The 25,888-nt window shown below is 53.8% G+C and carries 23 protein-coding genes and 1 pseudogene; 16 read left to right on the top strand and 8 right to left on the bottom strand.

Going from position 1 to position 25,888, the window contains the following annotated elements:
* Window positions 1–52 precede the first annotated feature (52 nt).
* Window positions 53–1,906: a signal peptide peptidase SppA gene (gene sppA, locus J1781_RS23095; RefSeq protein WP_217138577.1), complete on the bottom strand. Its 1,854-nt coding sequence runs from the start codon at window positions 1,904–1,906 to the stop codon at window positions 53–55.
* A 179-nt stretch (window positions 1,907–2,085) separates the two neighbouring features.
* On the opposite strand from sppA, the gene J1781_RS23090 reads away from it, so the two are divergent.
* The 3 genes from J1781_RS23090 (at window position 2,086) to J1781_RS23080 (ending at window position 5,114) form a co-directional block, all read left to right on the top strand.
* The gene (locus J1781_RS23090) at window positions 2,086–2,637 is read left to right on the top strand and encodes an NAD(P)H nitroreductase (RefSeq protein WP_129951148.1); all 552 of its coding nucleotides are present in this window, start codon (window positions 2,086–2,088) and stop codon (window positions 2,635–2,637) included.
* A gap of 220 nt (window positions 2,638–2,857) precedes the next feature.
* Window positions 2,858–4,807: a DNA topoisomerase III gene (locus tag J1781_RS23085; protein ID WP_165383681.1), complete on the top strand. Its 1,950-nt coding sequence runs from the start codon at window positions 2,858–2,860 to the stop codon at window positions 4,805–4,807.
* Complete coding sequence (locus J1781_RS23080; RefSeq protein ID WP_129951150.1) at window positions 4,800–5,114, top strand: DUF1496 domain-containing protein; 315 nt, start codon at window positions 4,800–4,802, stop codon at window positions 5,112–5,114. Before J1781_RS23085 ends, J1781_RS23080 begins: the two co-directional genes overlap by 8 nt.
* 75 nt (window positions 5,115–5,189) lie before the next feature.
* Here J1781_RS23080 and J1781_RS23075 read toward each other — a convergent pair whose 3' ends face one another.
* Together J1781_RS23075 and xthA are read right to left on the bottom strand one after the other, a co-directional pair.
* On the bottom strand, window positions 5,190–5,585 hold the full coding sequence (locus J1781_RS23075; protein WP_217138579.1) for a pyrimidine (deoxy)nucleoside triphosphate diphosphatase: 396 nt from the start codon (window positions 5,583–5,585) through the stop codon (window positions 5,190–5,192).
* 4 nt (window positions 5,586–5,589) lie between these two features.
* Window positions 5,590–6,399: an exodeoxyribonuclease III gene (gene xthA, locus J1781_RS23070; RefSeq protein ID WP_129951152.1), complete on the bottom strand. Its 810-nt coding sequence runs from the start codon at window positions 6,397–6,399 to the stop codon at window positions 5,590–5,592.
* Between the two features lie 255 nt (window positions 6,400–6,654).
* Here xthA and tyrR point away from each other — a divergent pair, with 255 nt between their 5' ends.
* Window positions 6,655–8,229 carry a transcriptional regulator TyrR gene (tyrR, locus tag J1781_RS23065; protein ID WP_129951153.1) on the top strand — a complete coding sequence of 525 codons (1,575 nt, stop codon included), beginning with the start codon at window positions 6,655–6,657 and terminating at the stop codon, window positions 8,227–8,229.
* A gap of 84 nt (window positions 8,230–8,313) precedes the next feature.
* Here tyrR and tpx read toward each other — a convergent pair whose 3' ends face one another.
* Window positions 8,314–8,817 (bottom strand): thiol peroxidase, encoded by a 504-nt coding sequence (gene tpx / locus J1781_RS23060; RefSeq protein WP_129951154.1) that lies wholly within the window; start codon window positions 8,815–8,817, stop codon window positions 8,314–8,316.
* A 136-nt stretch (window positions 8,818–8,953) separates the two neighbouring features.
* On the opposite strand from tpx, the gene ycjG reads away from it, so the two are divergent.
* Together ycjG and J1781_RS23050 are read left to right on the top strand one after the other, a co-directional pair.
* Window positions 8,954–9,931 carry an L-Ala-D/L-Glu epimerase gene (gene ycjG, locus J1781_RS23055; protein WP_129990790.1) on the top strand — a complete coding sequence of 326 codons (978 nt, stop codon included), beginning with the start codon at window positions 8,954–8,956 and terminating at the stop codon, window positions 9,929–9,931.
* A gap of 145 nt (window positions 9,932–10,076) precedes the next feature.
* A complete protein-coding gene (locus J1781_RS23050) occupies window positions 10,077–11,711 on the top strand; it encodes an ABC transporter substrate-binding protein (protein WP_217234258.1) in 1,635 nt (544 codons plus the stop codon).
* Window positions 11,712–11,775: 64 nt separating this feature from the next.
* Here the strand turns inward: J1781_RS23050 and J1781_RS23045 are convergent, their stop codons facing one another.
* Complete coding sequence (locus J1781_RS23045) at window positions 11,776–12,978, bottom strand: MFS transporter (RefSeq protein WP_217234257.1); 1,203 nt, start codon at window positions 12,976–12,978, stop codon at window positions 11,776–11,778.
* A 113-nt stretch (window positions 12,979–13,091) separates the two neighbouring features.
* On the opposite strand from J1781_RS23045, the gene J1781_RS23040 reads away from it, so the two are divergent.
* From J1781_RS23040 to J1781_RS23030, 3 genes are all read left to right on the top strand, one after another.
* On the top strand, window positions 13,092–14,057 hold the full coding sequence (locus tag J1781_RS23040) for a LysR family transcriptional regulator (protein WP_129990787.1): 966 nt from the start codon (window positions 13,092–13,094) through the stop codon (window positions 14,055–14,057).
* Between the two features lie 149 nt (window positions 14,058–14,206).
* On the top strand, window positions 14,207–15,190 hold the full coding sequence (gene zntB / locus J1781_RS23035; protein WP_129951159.1) for a zinc transporter ZntB: 984 nt from the start codon (window positions 14,207–14,209) through the stop codon (window positions 15,188–15,190).
* 280 nt (window positions 15,191–15,470) lie between these two features.
* Window positions 15,471–16,148, top strand: a complete 678-nt coding sequence (locus J1781_RS23030) for a hypothetical protein (RefSeq protein ID WP_217220346.1) — start codon at window positions 15,471–15,473, stop codon at window positions 16,146–16,148.
* Between the two features lie 59 nt (window positions 16,149–16,207).
* On the opposite strand, the gene ttcA is transcribed toward J1781_RS23030, so the two are convergent.
* A complete protein-coding gene (gene ttcA / locus J1781_RS23025; protein ID WP_217220343.1) occupies window positions 16,208–17,143 on the bottom strand; it encodes a tRNA 2-thiocytidine(32) synthetase TtcA in 936 nt (311 codons plus the stop codon).
* Window positions 17,144–17,244: 101 nt separating this feature from the next.
* A pseudogene (locus tag J1781_RS26265) lies at window positions 17,245–17,376 on the bottom strand (site-specific integrase); the annotation flags it as partial.
* 155 nt (window positions 17,377–17,531) lie between these two features.
* On the opposite strand from J1781_RS26265, the gene J1781_RS23020 reads away from it, so the two are divergent.
* The 3 genes from J1781_RS23020 (at window position 17,532) to nudI (ending at window position 18,606) form a co-directional block, all read left to right on the top strand.
* The gene (locus J1781_RS23020; protein ID WP_015689902.1) at window positions 17,532–17,765 is read left to right on the top strand and encodes a YgdI/YgdR family lipoprotein; all 234 of its coding nucleotides are present in this window, start codon (window positions 17,532–17,534) and stop codon (window positions 17,763–17,765) included.
* A 32-nt stretch (window positions 17,766–17,797) separates the two neighbouring features.
* Window positions 17,798–18,040 carry a YgdI/YgdR family lipoprotein gene (locus J1781_RS23015; protein ID WP_129951163.1) on the top strand — a complete coding sequence of 81 codons (243 nt, stop codon included), beginning with the start codon at window positions 17,798–17,800 and terminating at the stop codon, window positions 18,038–18,040.
* A gap of 140 nt (window positions 18,041–18,180) precedes the next feature.
* The gene (gene nudI, locus J1781_RS23010; RefSeq protein WP_129951164.1) at window positions 18,181–18,606 is read left to right on the top strand and encodes a nucleoside triphosphatase NudI; all 426 of its coding nucleotides are present in this window, start codon (window positions 18,181–18,183) and stop codon (window positions 18,604–18,606) included.
* 43 nt (window positions 18,607–18,649) lie between these two features.
* On the opposite strand, the gene J1781_RS23005 is transcribed toward nudI, so the two are convergent.
* Window positions 18,650–20,449, bottom strand: coding sequence for a sodium:solute symporter family transporter (locus J1781_RS23005; RefSeq protein WP_129951165.1), 1,800 nt, complete (start codon window positions 20,447–20,449; stop codon window positions 18,650–18,652).
* A 257-nt stretch (window positions 20,450–20,706) separates the two neighbouring features.
* On the opposite strand from J1781_RS23005, the gene J1781_RS23000 reads away from it, so the two are divergent.
* The 4 genes from J1781_RS23000 (at window position 20,707) to J1781_RS22985 (ending at window position 25,789) form a co-directional block, all read left to right on the top strand.
* Window positions 20,707–22,062 (top strand): alginate lyase family protein, encoded by a 1,356-nt coding sequence (locus tag J1781_RS23000; RefSeq protein WP_217234256.1) that lies wholly within the window; start codon window positions 20,707–20,709, stop codon window positions 22,060–22,062.
* On the top strand, window positions 22,059–24,197 hold the full coding sequence (locus tag J1781_RS22995; RefSeq protein ID WP_217234255.1) for a heparinase II/III domain-containing protein: 2,139 nt from the start codon (window positions 22,059–22,061) through the stop codon (window positions 24,195–24,197). Before J1781_RS23000 ends, J1781_RS22995 begins: the two co-directional genes overlap by 4 nt.
* A gap of 10 nt (window positions 24,198–24,207) precedes the next feature.
* Window positions 24,208–24,984: an SDR family NAD(P)-dependent oxidoreductase gene (locus J1781_RS22990; RefSeq protein WP_129951168.1), complete on the top strand. Its 777-nt coding sequence runs from the start codon at window positions 24,208–24,210 to the stop codon at window positions 24,982–24,984.
* 94 nt (window positions 24,985–25,078) lie between these two features.
* Window positions 25,079–25,789: a FadR/GntR family transcriptional regulator gene (locus J1781_RS22985; RefSeq protein WP_129951169.1), complete on the top strand. Its 711-nt coding sequence runs from the start codon at window positions 25,079–25,081 to the stop codon at window positions 25,787–25,789.
* Window positions 25,790–25,888 lie beyond the last annotated feature (99 nt).

Here is a 25,888-nt window from a genome sequence, read left to right as displayed (position 1 = left end):
CAAGAAGCTCCGGGCTGTATATTAGGGTGATTCTTTATCCCAACACTGAACCTTACTTCACATCCCCACAGGTCAGGCAAAGTGCGTAACGGTTTTGCGGGTCATTCATATTGCTGAACAGATCAGCCTGCGATTTCAACTCCGTCGCCATTTTGCTGACAGGCGCAGGCAAATAAGCCTGGATCGCAGCCGGTAACATGGCATGGACCGATGTGCTGACCTGCGAGAACACCAGGTCGCTCAGGCTTGGTTCACTGACATACCAGTTCAGTTGCCAGTTTGGTAGCTTCGCCAGTTCAGCGGCTTTCTTCACGGCATCATCGAAATCACCCAGCTCATCCACCAGACCATTGGCTTTGGCATCAGAACCGATCCACACATGACCCTGGGCAATCTGATCGATTTGCTCAGGTGTTTTATGGCGGGAATCGGCCACCAGACCCAGGAAGGTTTTGTAACCATTCTCAATGTTCAGCTGCATCATCTGCGAGAATTCTGGTGGCAGCGCTTTGGTGGAAGCGATATCCGCCAGCGGCGACGTCGCCACGCCATCGGTATGCACGCCCGCATAATCGAGCGTGTTCTGATAGGTGTTGATCACGCCAAAGATACCGATGGAGCCGGTGAGGGTGCTCGGGCTGGCGATAATATAGTTGGCCGGGGTTGAAATCCAGTAACCGCCGGATGCCGCCATCCCGCCCATTGATACCACAACCGGCTTGCCTGCGGCTTTTGCGGCAGCCAGTTCAGAACGGATCACTTCAGAAGCACTGACGCTGCCGCCCGGGCTGTTAACGCGCAGGATAATCGCTTTCACTTTCGGATCCAGACGGGCATCACGAATTTGCTGTGCTGTGGTGTCACCACCGACTGCACCCGGTTGTTCCTCACCGTCGTTGATCGCACCGGTCGCAAAGATCACTGCGATTTGCGGATCGTTATTGTCCGGTTTTGGTTTCGGCGAGTAATCGTAAATGCTGGTGTAATTAAAATCCTTGGTGTTTTTATTCCAGCCAAAGGCTTTTACCATTTCATTGTCGGCTTCGGTGCGTGACGCCAGTGCATCAACCAGTTTGGCTTTCAGCGCATATTGCGCCATGTCACCGCCGGTTGCCTGCATCCCCGCCAGCACGCCCGCTGCCCCCGGGAACAATTGTTCAGGGGTTATCTGGCGGTTAGCTGAGACGGTATTGAGATAGTTGGTCCAGAGTCCGCCGATCCAGCGGCTATCGGCCTCACGGGCGGCAGGGGACATATCATCACGGATCAATGGCTCAACGGCAGATTTATAGGTTCCGACGCGGAAGATATGGGTGGTGACTTTCAGCTTATCCAGCAGCGATTTGTAATACAGATTATTGGTCGCAAAACCGTGAAGATCGACCGCGCCCTGTGGCGACAGGTAAATTTTGTTGGCATAGCTGGCCAGATAATATTGCGACTGGTTATAACTGTCGCCGATGGCGTAAACCGGTTTGCCTGCATCGCGGAATTCACGCAGTGCTTTACCGATATACTGCATCGATGACTGATCCGTACCGGTGAAATCGGTCAGCTGTAACACAATCCCGGTAACGTTTTTGTCATCTTTTGCCGCGCGAATCGTATCGACGAGATCAAACAGTGAGTTTTCCTGCAGACGGCTGCTCGAGGTGCCGAGCAATTCGCGACCCCACTGGCGAATTTTATTATTCACAGAAGGTTTATCGACCACCGTTCCGCTCAGGTCAACCAGCAGCGCGCCTTTAGTCGCTTCAACCGGTTTGTCCTGTACGGCATACCAGATGCCAACACCGGCCAGAATGATGAGGATCAGAAATACGTTGAGAATAAATTCTCTGACGAAATTAAGAAGACGCCAGGTCCACTTAAAAAAACCGGCGATAATTCGCCACAATGTGCGCATGGTCTCTCCAACAAGACAGATAAGTCCCGCTATCCTAATGACCCGCCAGAAAAATGTCAGCTTTAAATCATGTCAGAATTTGGCAGTGATGCATTATCTGAAAGCCATCTGACTGTTGGAAAAAGGCGTTACGCTTATGTTAACGTAATCCAAATAGCAATTATTCTCAGGAGAACACCATGGACGCTTTGGATTTATTACTTAACCGCCGTTCTGCTTCCCGTCTGGCTGCTCCGGCACCGGCGGGCGAAGCACTGCAAAATATCATCCATGCCGGTATGCGGGCTCCGGATCACGGTGCGCTCCAGCCCTGGCGGTTTGTGATTGCTGAAAACGACGGTCTGACCCGCTTCAGCGAAGTGCTGCGCGCGGCAGCCATCAAAGACGGCGCCGATGAAAAAGCCATCGAAAAAGCCACGCAGGCCCCCTTGCGTGCACCACAAATTATTACCGTGATTGCTGCCTGCAAAGAAAGCCCGAAAGTGCCACAGTGGGAACAGCTGCTTTCCGCCGGATGCGCCGTGCACGCCATGCAGATGGCCGCGCTGGCGCAGGGTTTTAATGGCATCTGGCGTACCGGCGCGTGGACCGATCATCCGGACGTGCGCAAGGCATTCAAATGCGGTGAAAACGATAAAATTGTCGGTTTCCTGTATCTCGGCACGCCGCAGCTGAAAGCCAGTCTGCAGGTGATCCCGGCCGACAGCTCACCCTTCGTCACGCATTTATAAAACCAGAATGCTCACTGATTAACCGGTTTTGATCGGCCTTTTCCGATTAAACCGGTTTTTTGCTGCCTAAATGAGCGACCACTCTCGCGGATCCTTTTAACCATCTTACTAATTACGCCGCCAGCGGCTAACATAGCCATTCTGCATGATGAGGACGTAGTGAAATGAAGGGTGGAATGGAAATTTTTGTCGCGATTACACCGCAAACAGGTGCCTGTTGATGCGTCTGTTCATTGCCGAAAAGCCCAGCCTTGCCCGCGCGATTGCGGATGTCCTGCCGAAACCTCATCGCCGCGGTGATGGTTATATTGCCTGTGGTAACGATCAGGTAGTGACCTGGTGCGTCGGGCACTTACTTGAACAGGCGCAACCCGACGCCTACGACAGCCGTTTTGCGCGCTGGTCACTGGCGGATCTGCCCATTATTCCTGAAAAATGGCAGCTTCAGCCGCGCGCTTCAGTCGCCAAACAACTCAACGTGATTAAGCGTTTATTGCTCGAAGCCTCGCAGGTCGTCCACGCCGGCGACCCGGATCGCGAAGGGCAATTACTGGTGGATGAAGTGCTGGATTATCTCGAACTGACGCCGGAAAAACGTCAGGCTACCCAGCGCTGCCTGATTAACGATCTCAACCCGCAGGCCGTTGAGCGCGCTATTGAACGTCTGCGTGATAACCGCGATTTTATTCCGCTGTGTGTCTCCGCGCTGGCGCGTGCGCGTGCCGACTGGCTTTACGGCATCAACATGACCCGCGCCTATACCATTCTGGGGCGCAACGCCGGTTACAACGGTGTGCTTTCCGTCGGACGCGTGCAGACGCCGGTTCTCGGGCTGGTGGTACGCCGCGACGAAGATATCGAAAACTTCGTGCCGAAAGATTTCTTTGAAGTGAAAGCCCACATTGTTACGCCTGCCGAAGAGCGTTTTGTGGCGCTGTGGCAGCCGAGTGATTCCTGCGAACCCTATCAGGATGAAGAGGGCCGTTTGCTGCACCGTCCGCTGGCCGATCACGTTGTGGCCCGCATTGCCGGACAACCGGCAATGGTCACCGGCTATAATGACAAGCGTGAGAATGACATTGCGCCGTTGCCGTTTTCGCTCTCCACATTGCAGATTGAAGGCTCGAAAGCCTTTGGCCTGAGTGCCCAGCAGATCCTCGATATCTGCCAGAAATTGTACGAAACGCACAAATTGATTACGTATCCGCGTTCGGATTGCCGATATCTGCCAGAAGAGCATTTTGCCGGGCGTCACGCCGTGCTGAACGCTATCGGTATTCACCGTCCTGATCTGATGCCACAACCGGTGATAGATACTGATTTGCGTAACCGCTGCTGGGACGACAAAAAGGTCGATGCGCACCATGCGATCATCCCGACAGCGCGCAGCAGTCACGTCAACCTGACCGATGACGAACGTAAGATTTACGGTCTGGTGGCGCGTCAGTATCTGATGCAATTCTGCCCGGATGCGGTGTATCGCAAATGTGTGATCGACCTGGATATCGCGGGCGGTAAATTTATCGCCAAAGCGCGTTTCCTGGCTGAGGCAGGCTGGCGCACATTGCTGGGCAGTAAAGAACGCGACGAGGAAAACGAAGGTACTCCGCTGCCGGTGGTCGCAAAAGGTGATGAACTGTTGTGCGAGCACGGAGAAGTGGTTGAGCGTCAGACCCAGCCGCCGCGGCCTTTTACCGATGCGACATTACTTTCCGCCATGACCGGGATTGCGCGTTTTGTGCAGGATAAGGAACTGAAAAAAATTCTGCGTGCGACTGACGGACTGGGTACCGAAGCGACGCGTGCCGGGATTATCGAACTGCTGTTTCGCCGCGAATTTTTGTATAAGAAAGGGCGCTATATTCATTCCAGCGATACGGGGCGTGCCTTGATCCACTCGCTGCCGGACATCGCAGCCCGCCCGGATATGACCGCTGACTGGGAATCCACGCTGACGCGTATCAGTGAAAAAAGCTGCCGTTATCAGGATTTCATGCAACCGCTGGTCGCCACGTTGCAGAATCTCATCATGCAGGCCAAAACGAACCGGGTGTCTTCAGCATTCCGCAGTCTGCCTTCCAAACCAGCAGGCGCTGCAGCGAAAGGCAAAAGCGCCCCTAAACGACGCAAAGCGAGCACCAAAGGAAAGGACGCAAACAGTGATGAATAATATTTTTATCCGTAAAGCGCTGATGACATGGCTGATCAGTTCCGCATTGCTGGCTGCACCCGCAATGGCTAACCGCAGCAATATTGGCAACGGCGCGGATGTCGTGGTGCCCTTGCCGCCGCAAATCTGGGAGAACAGCGGCAACAACAATAACAGTGCGCCGACCTGTCACAATTGTTGCATCTACAATAACCAGAGTTACAGCGAAGGTGCGGTGGTTACGGCTGACAGCGTGGTGTTGCAATGCTCACGTGACCCGAACGTGGTGGGCACCAACGAGCTGAAATGGGAAGTGTTGAAGAAATAACACCGTCTCAATCTTCAGATAAAGAAAAGGCGCGTGACGGGCAACAGTCCGCGCCTTTTTGTTTGCAGTAGCCGGTTACGTGGCAAGTTTCATCAGATAAGCTTCGATCAGCGGAATATCTGCCGGTGCCAGTTCAAACGATAACACTTCGGCGGGCGTTACCCAGCGGATTTCAGAGTGACACTGTAACGTTATTGTCCCGGTGAATCCGCTGACCCGCCAGCCGTGCAGACGGATCAGCCGTGCCGCGTGTTGTACCTCGCTGGTGGCGACAAAACCGGTCACCGTCGCGTTAATGCGCATTTCTTCCCACAACTCACGCACTAATGCGGCGGGCTGACTTTCCCCGGCTTCCACTTTTCCACCGGGGAATTCCCACAAACCGGCCTGATCGCCGGACGCATCCCGTCGGGCGATCAGCAATTTGCCTTCGCACTCAATCAGGGCGGCGACCACCTCAATCGTCTTCATGGCATTATTTCAGATCGAACGTTGCCCAGATAGGCGCATGGTCAGACGGTTTTTCCATCCCGCGGATAGCGTAATCAATCCCGGTGGCGGTGCAACGCGCGGCCAGCGGCGTGCTCGCCATGATCAGATCGATACGCAGACCGCGGTTTTCATCGAAGCCGCGCGAGCGGTAATCAAACCACGAAAATTGATCGGCAGTGTCCGGGTTCGCCGCGCGGAAGGTGTCTACCAGCCCCCAGCCTTTCAGGCGATCCATCCACTCACGCTCTTCCGGCAGGAAGGAACATTTACCGGTGCGCAGCCAGCGTTTACGGCTATCTTCGCCGATACCGATGTCCAGATCAGTCGGGCTGATATTCACATCGCCCATCACCACGACCGGATTATTCACCGACAAGCGGGTGGTCAGATAATCCTGCAAATCACGGTAAAATTTCTCTTTGGCCGGGAATTTGGTCGGATGGTCACGGCTCTCGCCTTGCGGGAAATAACCGTTGATCACCGTCAGAATACCTTGCGGCGTTTCGATATCGGTCATGATGATACGGCGCTGAGATTCTTCATCATCACCGGGGAAACCCCGGCGTACAGCGACGGGTTCTTGCTTCGTCAGCATGGCGACGCCGTAATGGCCTTTTTGTCCATGATAAAAGACGTGGTAACCATGCTGGCTGACTTCTTCCAGCGGGAACATATCGTCATGCACCTTGGTTTCTTGTAAACCAATAACGTCAGGCTGGTGCTGTTCGATTATTGCCGCAAGCTGATGTGGGCGGGCGCGCAATCCGTTGATATTAAAGGAGACGAACTTCATAGTCGGGAACCATTGGGCGATGAAATCAGAAGGGCGATAGTAGCAGAAAAAGGGCGAAGGGAGAAACCGGCATATGGCGGGTGCGGACAGCACAAATCACTGCCACAGCAAAATACAGACCGGATCATCAGGATGGGCCGTGGTCATTAAGTGAATTATTTTGTCAACTTTTCGTGACAGTCTCTTCTTCCGCTGTACATGAAAGAGTATTATGCCTGCAGCGATTTCCGCACCGGCAGAAAAAGGTCAACACTGATGCGTCTGGAAGTTTTTTGCGAAGACCGCCTGGGTCTCACCCGTGAACTCCTCGATTTACTGGTTTTACGCAGTATCGATTTACGCGGTATCGAGATTGCCTCGATTGGCCGCATTTACCTGAATTTTTCCCAACTGGATTTTGATACTTTTCGCGCCCTGATGGCTGAAATCCGCCGCATCGATGGCGTAACGGATGTGCGGACCGTGCCGTTCATGCCTTCCGAGCGCGAACACCGCGCGCTGCGCGCTTTGCTGGTTTCCATGCCGGAACCGGTTTTTTCCATTGATATGAAAGGCAAGGTCGAACAGGCTAACCCGGCCGCGATGGCATTGTTTGAACTCGATGAAGACAAAATCCGCACCGTGACGGCAGCAAACCTGATCACCGGTTACAACGTCACGCGCTGGCTGGAAAGCGACAATGCCCAGCCACACACTGAACGTATTGTGATCCGCAGCCAGGATTTTCTGATGGACCTCACGCCAATCCACGTGGATGACGAAGACAAAAAAGGCGGGATTGCCGGCGCTGTTGTCATGCTCAAATCGGCCGCCCGCATGGGGCGCCAGTTGCAGGATCTGACCGTTAACGACGACAGCGAGTTTGACCACATCGTCGCGGTCAGTACCAAAATGCGTCACGTTTTAGATCAGGCGCGCAAACTTGCCATGCTGGATGCGCCGCTGCTGATTGTCGGTGACACCGGCACCGGCAAAGATTTACTGGCTCACGCCTGCCATCTGCGCAGCGCACGGGGTAAGAAACCGTTCCTCGGCCTTAACTGTGCCTCTTTGCCGGATGATGTAGTAGAAAGCGAGCTGTTTGGTTACGCTGCCGGTGCCTATCCGAATGCGCTGGAAGGCAAGAAAGGCTTCTTCGAACAGGCTAACGGCGGTTCCGTACTGCTCGATGAAATTGGTGAGATGTCACCCCGGATGCAGATCAAACTGCTGCGTTTTCTCAATGACGGTACCTTCCGCCGCGTGGGTGAAGAGCATGAAGTGAAGGTGGACGTCCGTGTGATGTGCGCCACCCAAAAAAATCTGGTGGAACTGGTGCAGCGCGGCGAATTCCGTGAGGATCTGTATTACCGTCTTAACGTGCTGAGCCTGACACTGCCACCACTGCGCGATCGCCCGGCGGATGTGATGCCACTGACTGAGCTGTTCGTGGCGCGTTTCTCTGATGAACAGGGCATGCCGCGTCCAAGGCTGTCCTCACAGCTGGCGAATTACCTGACGCATTACGGCTGGCCGGGCAACGTCCGTCAGTTGAAGAACGCCATTTATCGCGCACTGACGCAACTGGAAGGCGGTGAACTGCGACCGCAGGACATCGTTCTGCCAGATTTTGATGCGGAAGTGACCCTCGGTGAGGAAGCGCTGAACGGTTCGCTCGACGATATCAGTAAACGTTTCGAACGTTCCGTGCTGACCCGTCTTTACCGCACTTATCCGAGTACGCGTAAACTGGCGAAACGTCTGGGGGTGTCGCATACGGCCATTGCCAATAAACTGCGCGAATACGGCCTCAGCAGCCGTCGGGGAGAAACGGGCGACAGCGAAGAGTAATTTGCTTCTCAGGGATCGCATACATAAAAAAAGCAACGGATTACGCCGTTGCTTTTTTTTCATCTGTTGCCTGTGAAGAGGTGATTACTTCAGCACAGCCAGCGCAGATTCATAGTCAGGTTCGGTGGTGATTTCATTCACCAGTTCGCTGTACAGCACGTTGTCCTGACCATCCAGAACCACCACGGCACGCGCGGTCAGACCCGCCAATGCGCCGTCGGTGATACCCACGCCGTATTCGGATTTGAAATCACCGCCACGCAGGGTGGACAATGTGACCACGTTAGACAGACCTTCCGCGCCGCAGAAACGGGACTGGGCGAAGGGCAGATCAGCCGAAATGCACAGTACCACGGTGTTGTCGATTTCGCCCGCCAGCTGATTGAATTTGCGCACAGACGTGGCGCAAACGCCGGTATCAATACTTGGGAAAATGTTCAGGACTTTACGCTTGCCTGCAAAGCTGCTCAGGCTGACATCAGAAAGATCTTTAGCGACCAGGCTGAAAGGCTTGGCGACATCGCCTTTTTGTGGGATTTTGCCTGCAACGCTAACCGGGTTGCTCTGAAAGTGTACTGTCTGGGTCATGATTATTTCCTATGTCCATTGGAGTCAAACGGCTTTCAGTTTAGGGTAACAATGCTATGTTGGATATAGATTATTTGTTAATAACTTGTATATGTTGATTGTAACCCGCAGGGCGCATTTCACCACTGGAGACGTTATGAGAAATGTTCGTTTTTATCCGGAAGCCTGGCCGTTACATACACCGTTCGTCATTTCGCGTGGCAGCCGTACTGAAGCGCGGGTAGTCGTGGTTGAAATTGAAGAAAACGGCATTCGTGGCGTCGGGGAATGTACGCCGTATCCGCGTTATGATGAAAGTGAAACATCGGTGATGGCGCAAATTGGCAGCGTGGCAACGGCGATTGAACAGGGCGCTACCCGTGAACAATTGCAACATATGCTTCCGGCGGGTGCTGCACGTAATGCGCTGGACTGTGCGCTGTGGAACCTTGAATCCCGGACGAGTGGCCTGAATTTATGGCAACTGACCGGCACAGAACCACTGGCATCCGTCAGCATGGCGCAGACCGTGAGCATGGGTACGCCGGAAGCCATGGCCGAAGCGGCGCTGGCCTTGCAACAGAAGGGGGCGACGCTGCTGAAAATCAAACTTGATGACCGGCTGATCGCAGAGCGTCTGGTGGCTGTGCGGGCCGCCGTGCCGAATGCCTCGCTGATTGTCGATGCCAATGAAGCCTGGCAGAGCGACGGGCTGGCGGCGCGCTGTCAGTTGCTGGCTGACCTTGGCATCCTGATGCTCGAACAACCGCTGCCCGCCGGTGAAGATTCGGCGCTGGAAAATTTTATCCACCCGCTGCCGGTTTGCGCCGACGAAAGTTGTCATACGGTGGAAGGCTTACCCGCGCTGAAAAACCGTTATGACATGGTGAATATTAAACTGGATAAAACCGGCGGTCTGACCGGCGCACTGCTGCTGGCAGCCGCCGCGCGTGAACAGGGTTTTGAGATCATGCCCGGCTGCATGTTGTGCACATCACGGGCGGTTCGCGCCGCTTTACCGCTGACGGCAGGGGCGAAGTTTATCGATCTTGATGGACCGACCTGGCTGGCACAGGATGTCGAACCGGCGCTGAAATTCCACTGCGGCGGCATTGATGTTGCCGGTTCGGACTGATTTCATCCGGCTTTTTATTCATCAAACCCGGCGGTTTTGTGCGTGAAGGCAAATCTGTAACGATTTCTTATAGGGGATTCTTACCGATAATGATAAAACTCGTGAATGTTTCAGGGCGTAGCCCTTTGTCAGTTCAGGAGAATTTATGCCGCAGGGAAATTCATTTCCGCTTTTATCCTATTCCGCATGCGCCGCACTGGTCGCACTGACTGCCGGTCAGGCTACGGCAGCACAGGTTCCCGCCGGTACCCAGCTTGCTGCGAAACAGGAAATTGTCCGTCATATTAAAGACGAACCCGCCTCACTGGATCCGGCTAAAGTTGTCGGTTTGCCTGAAGCGCAGGTGGCGCGTGACTTATTCGAAGGGCTGGTAAATCAGGATGCCACCGGGAAAAGTATTCCGGGCGTAGCGGAAAGCTGGCAAAACCAGAACAATCAGGTATTCCTGTTTACCTTGCGCAAAGACGCCAAATGGTCGAATGGCGATCCGGTGACTGCACAAGATTTCGTTTACAGCTGGCAGCGTCTGGTGGATCCGAAAGGGTCATCATCCGGCGCGTGGTTTGCCGGTCTGGCTGGTATTGCTAACGCTGATGCGATCATCGCCGGGAAAATGCCGGTGGATAAACTGGGCGTGACCGCTGTCAGCCCGACGCTTTTGCGCGTTACTCTGGATAAGCCGGTGCCTTATTTTGTCAGTCTGCTGGCGAACTTCAGCCTGTTCCCGGTACATAAAGCCACTGTTGAAAAATACGGCGATGACTGGACTAAACCGGGCAATCTGGTGGGTAACGGCGCGTATATGCTGAAAGACCGCGTGGTCAATGAAAAGCTGGTGCTGGAGCCGAATCCGTATTACTGGGATCATGCCCATACGGTGCTGACCAAAGTCACATTTGTGCCGATCAATAAAGAGTCCAACGCGACGAAACGTTATCTGGCTAATGATATCGATATCACCGAATCCTTCCCAAAAGACCAGTATAAAAAGTTGCTGCATGATCTGCCGGGACAGGTTTACACGCCGTATCAGCTGGGAACGTACTATTACGCTTTCAATACCCGCCGTGCGCCGACCGATGATGCCCGCGTGCGTCAGGCACTCTCACTGAGTATCGATCGTAAAATTATTGCTGAAAAAGTGCTGGGCACCGGTGAAAAACCGGCGTGGCGCTTTACACCGGATGTGACGAACGGCTTCAAACCGGCTGAAAGTGAGCTGCAACAATATTCGCAGGAAGAACTGAACGCACAGGCGAAAAGCCTGCTGGCGGCGGCAGGTTACGGCCCGGCTAAACCGCTGCACCTGACGCTGCTGTATAACACCTCGGAAAGCCATCAGAAGATTGCTATCGCGGTGGCCTCGATGTGGAAAAAGACGCTGGGTGCCGATGTGAAGCTGGTGAATCAGGAATGGAAAACCTACATCGACAGCCGCAATACCGGCAGTTTCGATGTGATCCGTGCCTCCTGGGTTGGCGATTACAACGAAGCCTCCACCTTCCTGTCGCTGCTGACGTCCACGCACAATGGCAACATCAGCAAATTCAGCAACGCGGAATATGACAAAGTCATCAGTGACGCCAGCCGTGAAACGAATGACGCACGCCGCAACAATGACTACAACAAAGCCGAGCAAATTATCGCCGGACAGGCACCGATTGCGCCGATTTATCAGTACACCAACGGCCGACTGATCAAGCCCTGGGTAAAAGGCTACCCGATTAATAATCCGGAAGACGTGGCTTACAGTCAGGAAATGTATATTCTGAAACACTGATCTGACTGACATAAAAAAGCGCCCGCAGCGAATAGCCGCGGGCGCTGATCTTTTATCCCACCCTTCAGCTTTTACGGCTGAACAGACGCAGCAAAAGTGCCGCACCCGCCGCAATCGTTGCCAACGCCACTACACCTGTCCAGCCCCCGGTTGCCAGCGCTTTACTGCCCAGCGCCGCACCGGCTGACATGCCGATAAAGACGACGGTGAACAGCAGGGCATTCAGACGACCACGGGCGGCCGGTTCAAGACCATAAACCAGCGTCTGATGGGCTACCAGCGTAGCCTGAATACCTAAGTCAAAACCGATGGCACTCAGAACAATCAGCGCCAGCTGAGCGTGCGGTGACAACAGCGGTAACAGGAACATCGCCGCAAAAGAAATCATCACCAGTGCTGAGCCCATCTGGGTTACGCGCGCCGGCCCTTTTTTATCCGCTAATGCGCCGGCCAGCGGTGCTGCCAGGGCACCGGCTGCTCCTGCCAGTCCAAATGCGCCGGCCACCGCACTGCCCAGGTGGAACTGTTCGTTGAGCATAATCGCCAGCGTGGACCAGAAGGCGCTGAACGCTACGGACAATAACCCCTGAGCCAGCGCGGCATGGCGTAGTGTTTTATAGTTTTTCCACAGACCAAACATTGAATGCAACAGGCTGGCATAACTGAGGCGTGTGTCCGGCGTAAAACGCGGCAGAATCCGCCACAACGCAATGCCAATCAGCGCGACGCTCAGCGCCGCCAGCTGATACATCACCCGCCAGCCAAAATACTCGGCCACAAAACCACTGAGTACGCGGGACAGTAAAATCCCGACCAGAAGTCCGGTCATCACGGTGCCGACCGTTTTCCCCCGTAGCGCGGCGGGTGCAAGATGCGCTGAGGCGGGCACGATATCCTGCGCCATGGTTGCACCGATGCCGGTGATCAGGCTGGCTACCAGCAAGCCGTGAATGCCCGGTACAAAACCACACAGCAGCAACGCCGCGGCCAGCAGCATGCTTTTCAGCAAAATAATGGTGCGGCGGTCATGGCGGTCACCCAGCGGAATGAGGAACAGGATCCCCAATGCATAACCGGCCTGAGTAAGCGTCGGGATAAGGCCGACAGATGGGGGGCTGGCGTGCAGATTATCGCCCATAATGCCGAGCATCGGCTGACTGTAGTAAATCGAGGCGACGCTTAATCCCGCACCGGCGGCCAGCGTAAAAATGATTTTGCCCGACAGGGCGGATCCCTCGACATGGGACGTGCTGGTAAGTTCTGACATGGCCTGACCCCTGAATAATAAGTTTATAACTGCAAGTACGTGGAATGCATTCTTCACCCAAACGGTTATAAGTGGTAGCCTGTGGAAAGGTAAAACTGTTATACGTGAGGCGTATGAACAATCCCGGCACCAGTGGTATCGACCGCATCGACCTGATGCAAACCTTTGTGCGGATAGTGGAAAGCGGCAGTTTGTCCGCCGCCGCGTCGCAACTGAGCACCAGCCAGCCGACCGTCAGCCGCCGTTTGCAGTCACTTGAGCGTCTGCTGGGTGCGAAACTTATCCTGCGCACCACCCACGCGATGAAGCTCACCGACGACGGTCAGCGGTGTTATGAGCAGGCAAAATTACTGCTTGAGCGGTGGGTTTCGCTGGAAGATCAGTTAAACGGTGCGGGCGATGAACCGGTGGGGATCCTGCGGGTGCGTGCGCCGCATGCGTTCGGGCAGGACCAACTGATCGCGCCGCTGACCCGTTATTTACAGCGTTATCCGAATCTTTCCGTGGACTGGATGCTGAATGACCGCACGCCGGACTTCATTTCGGAAGATATCGATTGCGCCATTCAGGTGGGGAATATTGTCGATCCGTCGATGGTCGCCATTTTGCTGGCCGAGGTACCTCGTATTGTGGTGGCGACACCGGAACTGCTGCAACAGCATCCGGTTAACCGGGTCAGCGAACTGCCACAATTGCCCTGGATTTCTTTAAGCACCTTTTACCGCAACGAATTCGCGCTAAAACATGATAACGACGGCAGAATGGAAAGTTGCAGCATCTCGCCGCGTATGGCGACTGACAGTTTATACGCCGTGCGAAAGGCCGTTCTGTCGGGATTAGGAGCCGGCATTGTGTCGGCATGGATTGTTAAAGAAGATATCGCTGAAGGGCGATTGCAGCGGGTATTACCCGGCTGGAACGCCTTACCGCTGCCGGTGTATCTGGTTTATCCGTACTCCAGTTATTATCCGGCGCGCCTGCGTAAATTCCTCGAAATGATGCGCAGCGTGATGCCTGAACTGGCCGAAATGCAGGCGCCCGGCGGAGAGACACACTCTGTGATATCACGACATATTTAACAGCATATGTGTAACATCTTTAGATAAATCCCGTGGCATGATCTGCTTTGGCAGGGGATGCCAGCCATGTTGGCCTGAGTCGGGTTTTTGAATGTCAGAGACTTAACGCCAGACTTAACACTGATAACGAAGAAAAAGCGAGGAACGTCGTGGAAGTCATTAAGGGAAAAGAATTACAGGTTTCAGATGCCGTTTATGCTTTCCAGATGGACGGACAGGGCGGTGTGAATGTCATCAGCCCGCAATGTGTCGCCAGTGAAGATAAACCCTGTTGGTTGCATCTCGATTACACGCTTCCCGCCAGCGAACAATGGATTAACAGCACCCCGGTGCTGCCGGATACCGTGCGTGAAGCCCTGGCCGGGGACAGCGTCCGTCCGAAAGTCATGCGCGTTGGCGAGGGTACGCTGATCACCTTACGTAGTATCAATCTTAATGCAGATGCACGGCCCGATCAGCTGGTCACTATCCGCGTCTATCTTACCGACAAAATGATTGTTTCCACGCGTCACCGGAAAGTGTTTTCCATGGAAGAGATGATCGGGGATATGAAACAAGGCAGCGGGCCGAAGAATACGGGGCGCTGGTTGGTGGAAATTTGTGATGCGCTGACTGAACACACCAGTAATTTCATTGAAGACCTGCATGATAAAATTATCGATATTGAAGATGATTTGATGGAGCAGCAGGTGCCGGAGCGGGGCGCAATGGCGTTGCTGCGCAAACAACTTATTGTATTACGTCGCTATATGGCACCGCAGCGCGATGTATTCTCGCGCCTTGCCAGTGAACGCCTGCCGTGGATGAATGATGATGACCGCCGTCTGATGCAGGAAATTTCGGACCGTTTAGGACGCGGGCTCGATGATCTGGATGCCAGCATTGCGCGTACAGCGGTGCTCTCGGATGAAATCAGTTCACTGATGGCTGATTCACTGAACCGCCGCACTTACACCATGTCACTGCTGGCGATGGTCTTCCTGCCGGCGACGTTCCTGACGGGGCTGTTTGGGGTCAATCTGGGCGGTATTCCCGGTAATACGTCACCGTTTGGCTTCGGGATTTTCTGTGCCTGTCTGGTGGCACTGGGCGGAGGGGTGGCACTGTGGATGAAGAAAAGTCGCTGGCTGTAGAAGGTTAACCTGCTGAAAAAGAGCAAAAAAAAGCCGGTCATAAGACCGGCGTCGTTCGAATTAAATTGTGCTATGCATTAATTCTAAAAATTTGGAAATAAGACAATATGGAGCACAACGCCCATCGCTTGACGTTGCATTCACCTGCGGAATAGATATTGCACCGATCCGGCCCGTCTAATGTTGATTTCGCTCAATCTTTTTGGGGTTTCTCGCTGCGGAAGGCCTGCACAGGCATTTTCGCCTGACGATCTTATTTTCGACATAACAGGAGGTGGCTTTGCACACACGGGAAATTATTCATCAGGCGTATGAAAATACGACGGCTAAAACGTCAGCAATCTGGAATACCCACCGCGGAACGGGCGAAATCCGCACTGAACCTTTCTATCACCCGACACGGCTTGCTATCACCAGTGGTCATCGCGCAGGCTCCCCGATGGCAGCGTTACTGGACGAGTTAGCCACTGCGGCGCAGGGGGATCCGCTGGCCGATGTGGCACAGGTGAACGGAATGCATTTCACCTTTTTCGCCATCACGCAGGCGTTGTATGACAAACCGGGAGACGCGGAAGATCTCGCGGATCTGATCAGTATCTTTGAACAATATTGCCGCAGCCATGTTATGCAGATAAGCGATTTGCGGCTGGTGGCTTTACCGGATCAACTTTTGCTGGCGGGATTTCCGGATGCGGAAAGTTTGCGGGTGAGGCAGGCGCTGGTGGAACATTTACTGAATACGCCCTGGGCAGTAAAAATCAGAGAGCGATATCCCAACACGGAAATCCCGCAAGTCTTCTGGCACAGCACGTTGCTGCGTTACAGCGCGCAATACCTGCCCGAAACGCTGCGTGTCTGGTTCCGGAAAAACCGGCAGAAAGACTTTGGCTCGCTGAGTCTGCCGGTGAAACTGGTCATGACGAATTACAACTGGACTGAGACGTTCACATTAGCCTGAGAAACAAAAAGCCCGCATTGCGCGGGCTATAAGATTCACAACGAACGCTGCGCCGGAGACTATTTAATTTCCAGCACCTTCAGGCGCTCAGCCGGCGCCGTCGCTTCATCTTCTTCCGGTTGCCAGCCAGCCGGTTGCAGCGGAATATCTTCGCGATCAAAGGCCAGGTCGCCGCCGTCCACAACCTCGTCGCCGTGACGGATCCCTTTAAAATCGAAAAGATTCATGTCGTTAAGATGTGAAGGTACCACATTTTGCATTGCGCTGAACATGGTCTCAATACGGCCCGGATATTTTTTATCCCAGTCTTTCAGCATGTCGCCGATCACCTGGCGTTGAAGATTTGGCTGCGAACCGCACAGGTTACAAGGGATAATCGGATATTCGCGCGCAATCGCAAAACGCTCGATATCTTTCTCGCGGCAGTAGGCCAGCGGGCGGATCACGATGTGTTTGCCGTCGTCGCTCATCAGTTTTGGTGGCATCCCTTTCAGCTTGCCGCCGTAGAACATATTCAGGAACAGCGTCTGCAGAATGTCATCGCGGTGATGGCCGAGGGCAATTTTGGTACAACCCAGTTCTGTCGCAGTACGGTACAAAATGCCGCGGCGCAGACGTGAACACAGTGAACAGGTTGTTTTGCCTTCCGGGATTTTATCCTTAACGATGGAATAGGTGTCTTCGGTGACAATCTTATATTCCACGCCCAGTGTTTCTAAATACTCAGGCAGGATGTGTGCCGGGAAACCCGGTTGTTTCTGGTCAAGATTGACCGCCACCAGTGAAAAATTCACCGGCGCGCTTTGTTGCAGATTGCGCAAAATTTCCAGCATGGTGTAGCTGTCTTTCCCGCCGGAGAGACACACCATAATGCGATCACCTTCTTCGATCATACCGAAGTCAGCAATCGCTTTCCCTACGTCACGACGCAGGCGTTTTTGCAATTTATTGAGGTTGTACTGCTCTTTTTTATTAACTGTTTGATTATCTGACATTTTTATGTTCGATTCATCTGATGACGCAACAGGGAAAACCTGTAACGCGAGTTTCTTGTTCAGCATACCGGTCGGGTCGCTTTCATGCTTTACCGGCGGATGATAAAAGGCGGGTTCGTTCCCGCAGTCAGCATCCGGCATGCGTACGTGTGGCGCGTATGATACGGATTACGCCGTGAAAAGTCAGCGCGTTTTATAGCAGCATTCCAGCATGCGCCGATTGGGGAAAGGGAGTCGCCGGTCTGTTAAGGGTTTTTGTGCTTTTAATGACGCGCCGCTTATAAAGTGACGAAGGGCAAATACAGATGTTTCTGAATGAAGAGTCTGAAATGTTAACTAAGCTTACTGAAAACATTGTTAAATCAGGATCCCTTTCAGGAGAGAAAGTATGAACAGGAAAAACCTTATTGCCGCATCACTTGCTGCCGTATCCATTCTTTTTGTTGCAGGTTGTGCGTCTAATCAGGCGATTAAAACCACGGACGGGAAAACCATCGTCACGGACGGTAAACCTCAGGTAGATGATGATACCGGTCTGGTGTCTTATAAAAATGCCGAGACGGGTAAAACTGAGCAGATTAACCGCGACCAGGTTAAAAATATGAGTGAACTGGATAACTGATTTACCCTGAAATAACCCCTAAGGAGAGAACGATGAACAGGAATTTATTGCCACAAAAAATGTTATTACCTTTAGCTGCTATTATGTGTGTCGCTGCGCTATCAGGCTGCACCCGTACCAGTTATGCCATTCAGACCAATGATGCGCGAACCATTATCAGTGACGGTAAACCGAAAGAGGCCGATTCCGGCTTGCTCGAATACACTGATGCTAATGGTGTGAAACAGCAAATCAGCAAAACTGAAGTGAAACAGGTATCAGAACTCCCGAAATAAACCCGGTGCGTAATCTTTATTTTGTTTCCTATTAAAACCCGTCGTCAGGACGGGTTTTTTATGACATGAATACCGGTATCCGTTCCCCGCAATATGCTATTTTTCCCTGCTGAAAATCCCCGATAACTGTGTAGGAAAATATGCGCCAGAGAACTATTGTCTGCCCGTTAATTGAACATGAAGAAACATATCTGCTGTGTAAAATGCCCTCCGGCCGGGGTGTCTTTCCCGGTCAGTGGGCACTGTCAGGGGGAGGGATGGAGCCGGGAGAAACCATCGAACAGGCATTACTGCGTGAAGTGCGGGAAGAGTTGGGTGAATCGCTGGAACTGTCCCATATCACGCCCTGGACCTTCCGTGATGATATTCGCACTAAAACTTATCCGGATGGTCGCAAAGAAGAGATCTACATGATTTATCTGATCTTCCATTGCCAGGCGAAGAATACCCTCATCACCCTTAACGATGAATTTGAACGTTATGCCTGGGTGCGCAAAGAAGATTTGGCGAAGTACGATCTTAATGAAGCCACGCGCATGACGCTGAAACAGCGCGGACTGTTGTAAATAAACGGGCAGGGCTTCCGGCGGAAACCCTGCGTGATTTTCCCTATCGTTGTGACGTTACTACATGCCGTTTTAAGGCTTTTTCAGCCTGAGCCGCTTTCATGCCTTTTTCTGCGCTGCGATGCAATATCCAGCCAAAGAGCAGAATTGACAGGGCGCACAGCAGGAACAGGAGACGTCCCCACAGCGGGTTAGGTACCAGCACCATCAGCAGCAAACCCGCACCCATGTACATCGAAATCCGGCCGATTTTATCGCGTTGCAACCGGTCAAATTCATCCTGTTCATGGTCGGCATAGACAGGCGTTTCCCTATCGGTGAAGAACTGTTTGCGCCGGGTTTCACGCGCTGTATTGGTCTCACGATAAAACAAGGTGGTCAGGCAGAAAAACCCGCCGGTAAACACCAGATGCGCAAAGATGTTCCACATGATGGCCACATCCAGCAGCTCACGTGTCGTCAGCGAGATACCCAGCAGGCGGGCGACATCCGGTGCCGTGAACAGATTGGCGACGACATAAGACACGCATAATCCAAACAGTACAGTCACCCACGCGGCCCAGTCCGGGGTTTTGCGGATAAACACGCCGAGGAACAGCGGGACGACAATCGGTGCCTGCATCAGCGTGCCGACTTTCATCATCAGATCGAACAGGCTGACCGTCTGCATGGTATGCATATACTGCGCGACCAGGATCACCAGTACACCATTCACCACGCAGGCAATCTGGCCAACGCGCAACTGGTATTTGTCGCTGCGCTCACTGTGGCGGTTGATGACGGGCGTCCAGAAACTGCGTACAAAAATTCCCGAGTTTCGGTTCAGTGCACAATCCATTGAGGACATGGTGGCAGCAAACAATCCGGCCATCAGCAGGCCCACGGTGCCTGCCGGCATCGCGCGTTCAGCGAAAATCAAATACACCGCATCCGTTGCGTTTTTGCCGAGTTCCGGATGTGCAGTTGCCGCGTCAGGATACAAGATCGCTACCGCCCATGGCGGAATGAACCAGATAATCGTACCGGCCAGCATCAACACTAACGCGAACAATGCCGCTTTTTTGGCATTGAAGCTGTCTTTAGCATTCAGGAAACGGTACGAATCCTGCAGGTTATTGATGCTCTGTACATTCTTGATAAAGAAGAACAGAAAACAGGCCACCAGCAGGGAAATGTAATGCGGCCCAACGTCAGGGCCGGTAATGAAGCCGGACGGAAACTCAGTCACCAGTTTGACCGGGCCGCCGACTTTAAACAGTGCCACTGCCGCACAGGCGATAGAAATAATTGCTACTACCAGCGTCTGCACAAAGTCACTGGCCACCACGCCCCAGGCACCACTCAGCAGCGAAATCACCAGCACCACGGTGCCCGTCACCCACAGTGTCAGCGTGATGTCATGCCGGAATACTGCGCTGGCAAACACCGCCAGGCTGTTCAGCCATACGCCGGCACTGAGGATGCTCAGCGGAATGATCATCCAGGTGAAAAACTGTTCGTTGCCTTTGCCGAAGCGATGGTTGATGGCCTCGGTGGCAGTATCGACGCGCAACTGGCGAAAGCGTGCGGCAAACCACCACCAGGCAATCAGATAACCGAACACGTTACCTGCAAATACGCTGACGACATTGAAACCGTAGCGGTAAGCCTGACCGGCCGCGCCGGTAAACGTCCAGGCGCTGAACTGAATCATAAAGGCGGTCGCGCCAACCATCCACCAGAGCATTCGCCCGCCGCCGCGGAAATAATGGCTGGAGGAACCGGACGCCATTTTTTTGAAGGCATAACTGATGGCAATCATTAAGACGAAGTAACCGATCATGACCAGAACGTTAATATCCATTGTCGTTACTCTCTCGTTTGTAGGGTGAGATGTTTTTTGGTTATGTAATGAGCAAGCGTAGAAGAGGGAATGGAAATTAAAAGTCGGACAAATAAGAAATGCTTAGTTTGTTATCAAATTGTGATTCTGGTCGCTATTTGGGCTTATTGTCTGCTTTTGAGTCAATTCCGACTGGCGAAACTGAAGGTTCATTGCTTTATTAGTATGACTAAAGCGTGAAATCTCAACGGAGCAGCGGCGTGTAGCCGGGAGAAAACATGAAGTTAATTCAGCGCTGTAATGTGAAAGATGCGGGAACGGGGATCACGGTGGGCGCGATGCTGATACTGACGCTGATGGCCGCTTCTGCGGATGCACTGGCGGGCGAACCGGCATTTTTAAATACGGCACAAATGGCCGTTGTCCGTCAGCAACTGCATGATCACCGTGCGGCACCGCAAACGGCAGAGGCCTATCAGCACTTGCTGGCGGCGGCGGATTCCGCGCTGAAGAAGCCTGAACTGAGCGTCACTGACAAAGGGATGACGCCGCCCGGGGGATCGAAGCACGATTATCTCAGCCTGAGTGCGTACTGGTGGCCGGACGAAAGTAAATCCGACGGGCTGCCCTGGATCCGCAACGATGGCCATGTGAATCCCGCCAGTAAAAACGATCAGAGCGACGGGGTGCGGCTGGCCGATTTTACCGCACGGGTGCAGAACCTGACGCTGGCGTGGTATTTCTCCGGCGAACAGAAATACGCGGATAAGGCGGTCAGCCTGCTGCGTACCTGGTTTATCACGCCGGAAACGCGCATGAACCCGAATCTGAATTTTGCGCAGGGCGTACCGGGCATCTCGCCGGGACGCAACGCCGGTGTGCTGGATGGTCGCTATTTTTCCACCCGGATCGTGGATTCATTAGTGTTGTTGCGCGGGGATCCGGCATGGACGGACAACGACGAACAGCAAATGCGGGCGTGGATGCAGGCGTATCTCCGCTGGTTACAGGGCAGTAAAATCGCGAAAAAAGAAGGGCGCACAGAGAACAATCACGGTAACTGGTATGTGACGCAGGTATCGGGCATTGCATGGTATCTGGGGGATAACGCGGTGATTGGCGATATGGCGAAACTGATGAAAAGTAAGCTTGATGTACAGCTGAAACCTGACGGTACTCAGCCCGCCGAGCTGGCGCGCACACGTTCTTTTCATTACAGCTATTTCAATTTACAGGCGATCAGCATGATGGCGGTGCTGGCGCAGAAAAACGGCATTGACCTCTGGCATTACAAAACACCACAAGGCGGCAGCGTGCTGACCTCGCTGGATTTCATGGCGCGCTTTACCGATCCGTCGGTGCCGTGGCCGTACAAATCACTCGATCAGCTCCGTGTGCGTCCGGTGCCTTTGCTCTCCTGGGCGGATAACGCGACGGGGGAAAAACGTTACGAACAGTACATCCGCAGCGCGAAATTTACCTTGCCGCCGGCGGTGAAACCGGCATCCGGCGGTTATCACGAAGATGTTACGCGTGGTGCGGTAATGGAAGCCGAACGTGACACCTGGCTGCTGTCATTGCCGTCTTTTGCGGCTGGTTATGTCGCGCCGCAGCCGCCGGAGGTACAAAAATGAACCACTGGCAGCCGTTGCTGATAAGCCCTGACGGGGCGGAAAAACTGCACAGGCAGATTAACGCAGATTCCCCTCTGGGGGTGGCGCTGCGTGCGCAAATCGCCACGCTGGAAAACATGCTCATGCAGCCCGTGTCGGTTCCCGGCCAGGGTGAAGCGGGCGGCCCGGAGCATACGCAGCATAAGCAGAACTATCTGGGGATCAACCTGGCAGGGCGTTTCGCGTTGATCACAGGGGAGCCCCGTTATACGGATTACGCGCTGGCACTGCTGAACGCTTATGCTGACATTTATCCCTCGCTGGGCAGCGCAACCAGCAAAGACAGCAATACTCCAGGACGCCTGTTCCATCAGACACTGAATGAGAATATGTTCTGGTTGTACGCCGCCGAAGGTTATCACTGCGTGATGCCCTCACTTGATGCAGCTCAGCGTGAATATATTGAAGCTAATCTGTTTCGGGTGATGGCGGATGATGCACTGAAGCGGCACAGCCGCGATTTTGATATCGTGCATAACCACGGGATCTGGTCGGTGGCGGCGGCGGCGATCAGCGGTTACGCGCTGGGCGATCCGGCGCTGGTCGAAAAAGCGTTGTATGGTCTGAAAGGTGACAGTGAAAGTGGCGGATTCTTTGCCCAGCTCAGTCAGCTTTTTTCGCCGGACGGTTATTACATTGAAGGGCCCTATTATCACCGTTTCGCGCTGCGCCCGTTGCTGCTGCTGGCGGAGGCCATTGAACGGCGTCAGCCGGCGTTAAAGATTTATCAGTTCCGCGATCAGATTATCCGTAAAACCTGTGAAGCCCTGATGCAGACGGCATTCCCCGATGGCGTCTGGCCTGCACTGAATGATTCCTCTAAAACCATCAATATCCGTGATGACGGCGCGGTGATCGCCGCCAGCGTCTGCTATTCCCGCTATGGTCACCACCCGCAGTGGATCGCTGTCGCGCAACAACAACAGACGGTATGGGTCAGTGAGGCTGCGCTGGAACTTTCAGCTGCCCTGAAAGATGCTCCGGCAACGCCCGTGGACTGGGGAAGCGTCGAACTGCGTGATGGGCCGCAAGGCGCGCAGGGCGGCATCGGAATTTTGCGCAGTGGCGCAGAAAATCAGGCTATGGCGCTGATGTGGTATGGCCAGCACGGCAGTATCCCGCGCCTGCATTCGGCACTTAATCACGGCCATTTTGACGGACTGCATCTGAGCCTGTTCAGCTGCGGACGCGAGTTCCTGCGTGATTATGGCTTTGGCCGCTGGGTTAACGTCGAGCCCAAATTCGGTGGTCGCTATATTCCTGAAAACAATAGTTATTGTAAGCAGACCGTCGCACATAACACCGTGGTGGTTGACGAACAAAGCCAGAATGGCGGTAACAGTCTGGAGGCAGAAAAACGCTGGGGCGAACGGCATTTCTTTGTCACGGATAATCCGGCCGGACAAGGCATGAGTGCGCGGCTCGGCGGCTACTATCCGGGTGTCAATCAGCAACGCACGGTGCTGATGCTGAACCTGCCGGAACTGTCCTCGCCGCTGATCGTCGATGTATTCCGGCTTACCAGTCATGAACTCCATCAGTACGATTATTGCCTGCATCATCTCGGTCAGTTTGTCCGCACTGATACCAGCCTTCATGCAGCCAGCCAGCTAACGCCGCTTGGCGAAGGGCACGGATATCAGCATTTGTGGGATTGCGCACGGGCTGGGATGGCGGCGGGGGATTCGGCCTTATTCAGCTGGCTCGACGGTGACAGCTACCGCACGCTGATCAGCGCCTTCCCGGATGGCGGCGAACTGATTGTCGCCCGTACCGGTGCCAGCGACCCGCATTTCAACCTGCGTAATGAACCGGCATTACTGCTGCGAACCCACGGCACTCAGGCCCTTTTTGCCAGCGTATTTGAAACTCACGGTAACTTCGATGAAGCCAGCGAAACGTCCCTGGACGCGCGTGGCAAGGTCGAGCGGGTCAGCGTGGTCAGTCATGATGATCAACAAACCGAACTGAATATTTTCTTTGCTGCTCAACGGACGCTAAACGTTCGTATCAGTAACCGCGACGCGCCGGCAGCGCAAGACGCTTTCAGCGTGGCGTGGCAATCCGTTTCACCCCTGAATATCCCTGAATCATAAAGGAGTCATTATGTTTAACGATTTGAAAGGTCAGCGAGTCCTGATCACCGGTTCAACCAAAGGCATCGGGCTGGCTGCGGCAAAAGCGTTCGCGGCGGCAGGCGCAAAAGTCGGTATTAACGGCCACCGTCATGATGCCAGTCTCGACAAACTGGCGACAGAAATCGCTACAAACGGCGGTGAGGTGGTCTATTTTGGCGCAGATGTCACAAAGTCTGCAGAATGCGAAACGCTGGTGGCGAACTTTGTCGAACGGTTTGGCGGCATTGATGTGCTGGTCAATAACGCAGGCGGACTCGGCGGACGGCAGGGGCTGGAAAACATCGATGATGATTTTTATGACCACGTGATGGATCTTAATGCCCGTTCGGCGCTGATGGTGACGAAATTTGCCATTCCGCATTTGCGTCACGCGGCGAAACAGAGCGGCAGAACCACCTCGGTGATCAGCACCGGCTCGATTGCCGGCCGGGAAGGCGGCGGGCCAGGTGCCAGTCTCTACGCCGCCTCGAAAGCCTGGCTGCACAATGTGCACCGCAACTGGGTGAAGGAGTTCACCCGGGACAACATCCGCTTTAACGTGATTGCGCCGGGCACCATCGACACCGTCTTCCATGCGGATAAAAGTGCGGAAGTGCGGGAGAAAATTGCCGGTTCCATCGCAATGGGGCGCTTCGGCACGGCTGAAGAGCTGGCACCGTCTTATCTGTTTTTCGCCTCGCATGCCTGCAGTGGCTACATAACCGGTCAGATTCTGGATGTGAATGGCGGCCAGATGGCGCCATAGCGCACAGTTCGGGAGTTTCAGTGCGGCGCAGGCATGCAGCTCACCGCCGCCTGAACTATGATGACGGCAACCTGCACAGGAAAAAGGGAAGAATATGACGATGCAGTTTGAAACCGCTGCAGGCATGACCCGTGGCCTGAATACCCATATCGCCCGCGATATCGCCCGCAAAATTCTGTCGGGCGAACTGGCGTCGGGCGCGATCCTGCCGAGTGAAATTGAACTGGGCGAACAGTTTGGCGTCAGCCGCACCGCGCTGCGTGAAGCGCTGAAATTACTGACCTCCAAGGGGTTACTTGAGTCGCGGCCCAAAATTGGTACCCGTGTGAAAGAGCGTCCGCAATGGAACATGCTGGATCCGCAGTTGCTGGAATGGATGCAGGGCATGGAAGCGACAGAAGAGATCTATCATCAGTTTCTGGAATTCCGCAAGGCGATTGAACCGCATGCTACCGCGCTGGCTGCGGTGAATGCCAGTAAAGAGCAACGCATTGAACTGTCGCGTATTTACCGCCAGATGTGCCACGTCGCTGAAAATTTCGATGCCCAACATTGGGTGGATATCGATACGCAGTTCCACAGGATGATCTTCATCGCTTCCGGTAACTGTTTTTACGTGCCGTTCGGCAACGTTCTGACCACCATTTTTAAATGGTTTTTTGAGTATTCCTCAAAAGAAGGGGGGATGTGCCTCAGCGAACATCAACGCATTTACGAAGCCATCATGGCCGGCGACGAAGGCGCGGCGTTTTCAGCCTCACTGAGCCTGATGAAAGGGCATAAGCACCGGTTACACCAGAGATAACGCTCAGTAAAACCGTCTCATTCTATTTCCCCCGCTGCGCAGATCTTTCTGCGCATTTTTATGTCTGATGATCCCCGGAAGTGATTTCTGATACAAAAA

Origin of the sequence: Rahnella perminowiae, assembly GCF_019049695.1 — a bacterium.
Classification (GTDB): Bacteria; Pseudomonadota; Gammaproteobacteria; order Enterobacterales; family Enterobacteriaceae; genus Rahnella; species Rahnella perminowiae.
The sequence above is the reverse complement of the archived record's forward strand: the minus strand, read 5'-3'. Positions and strand labels throughout refer to the sequence as shown.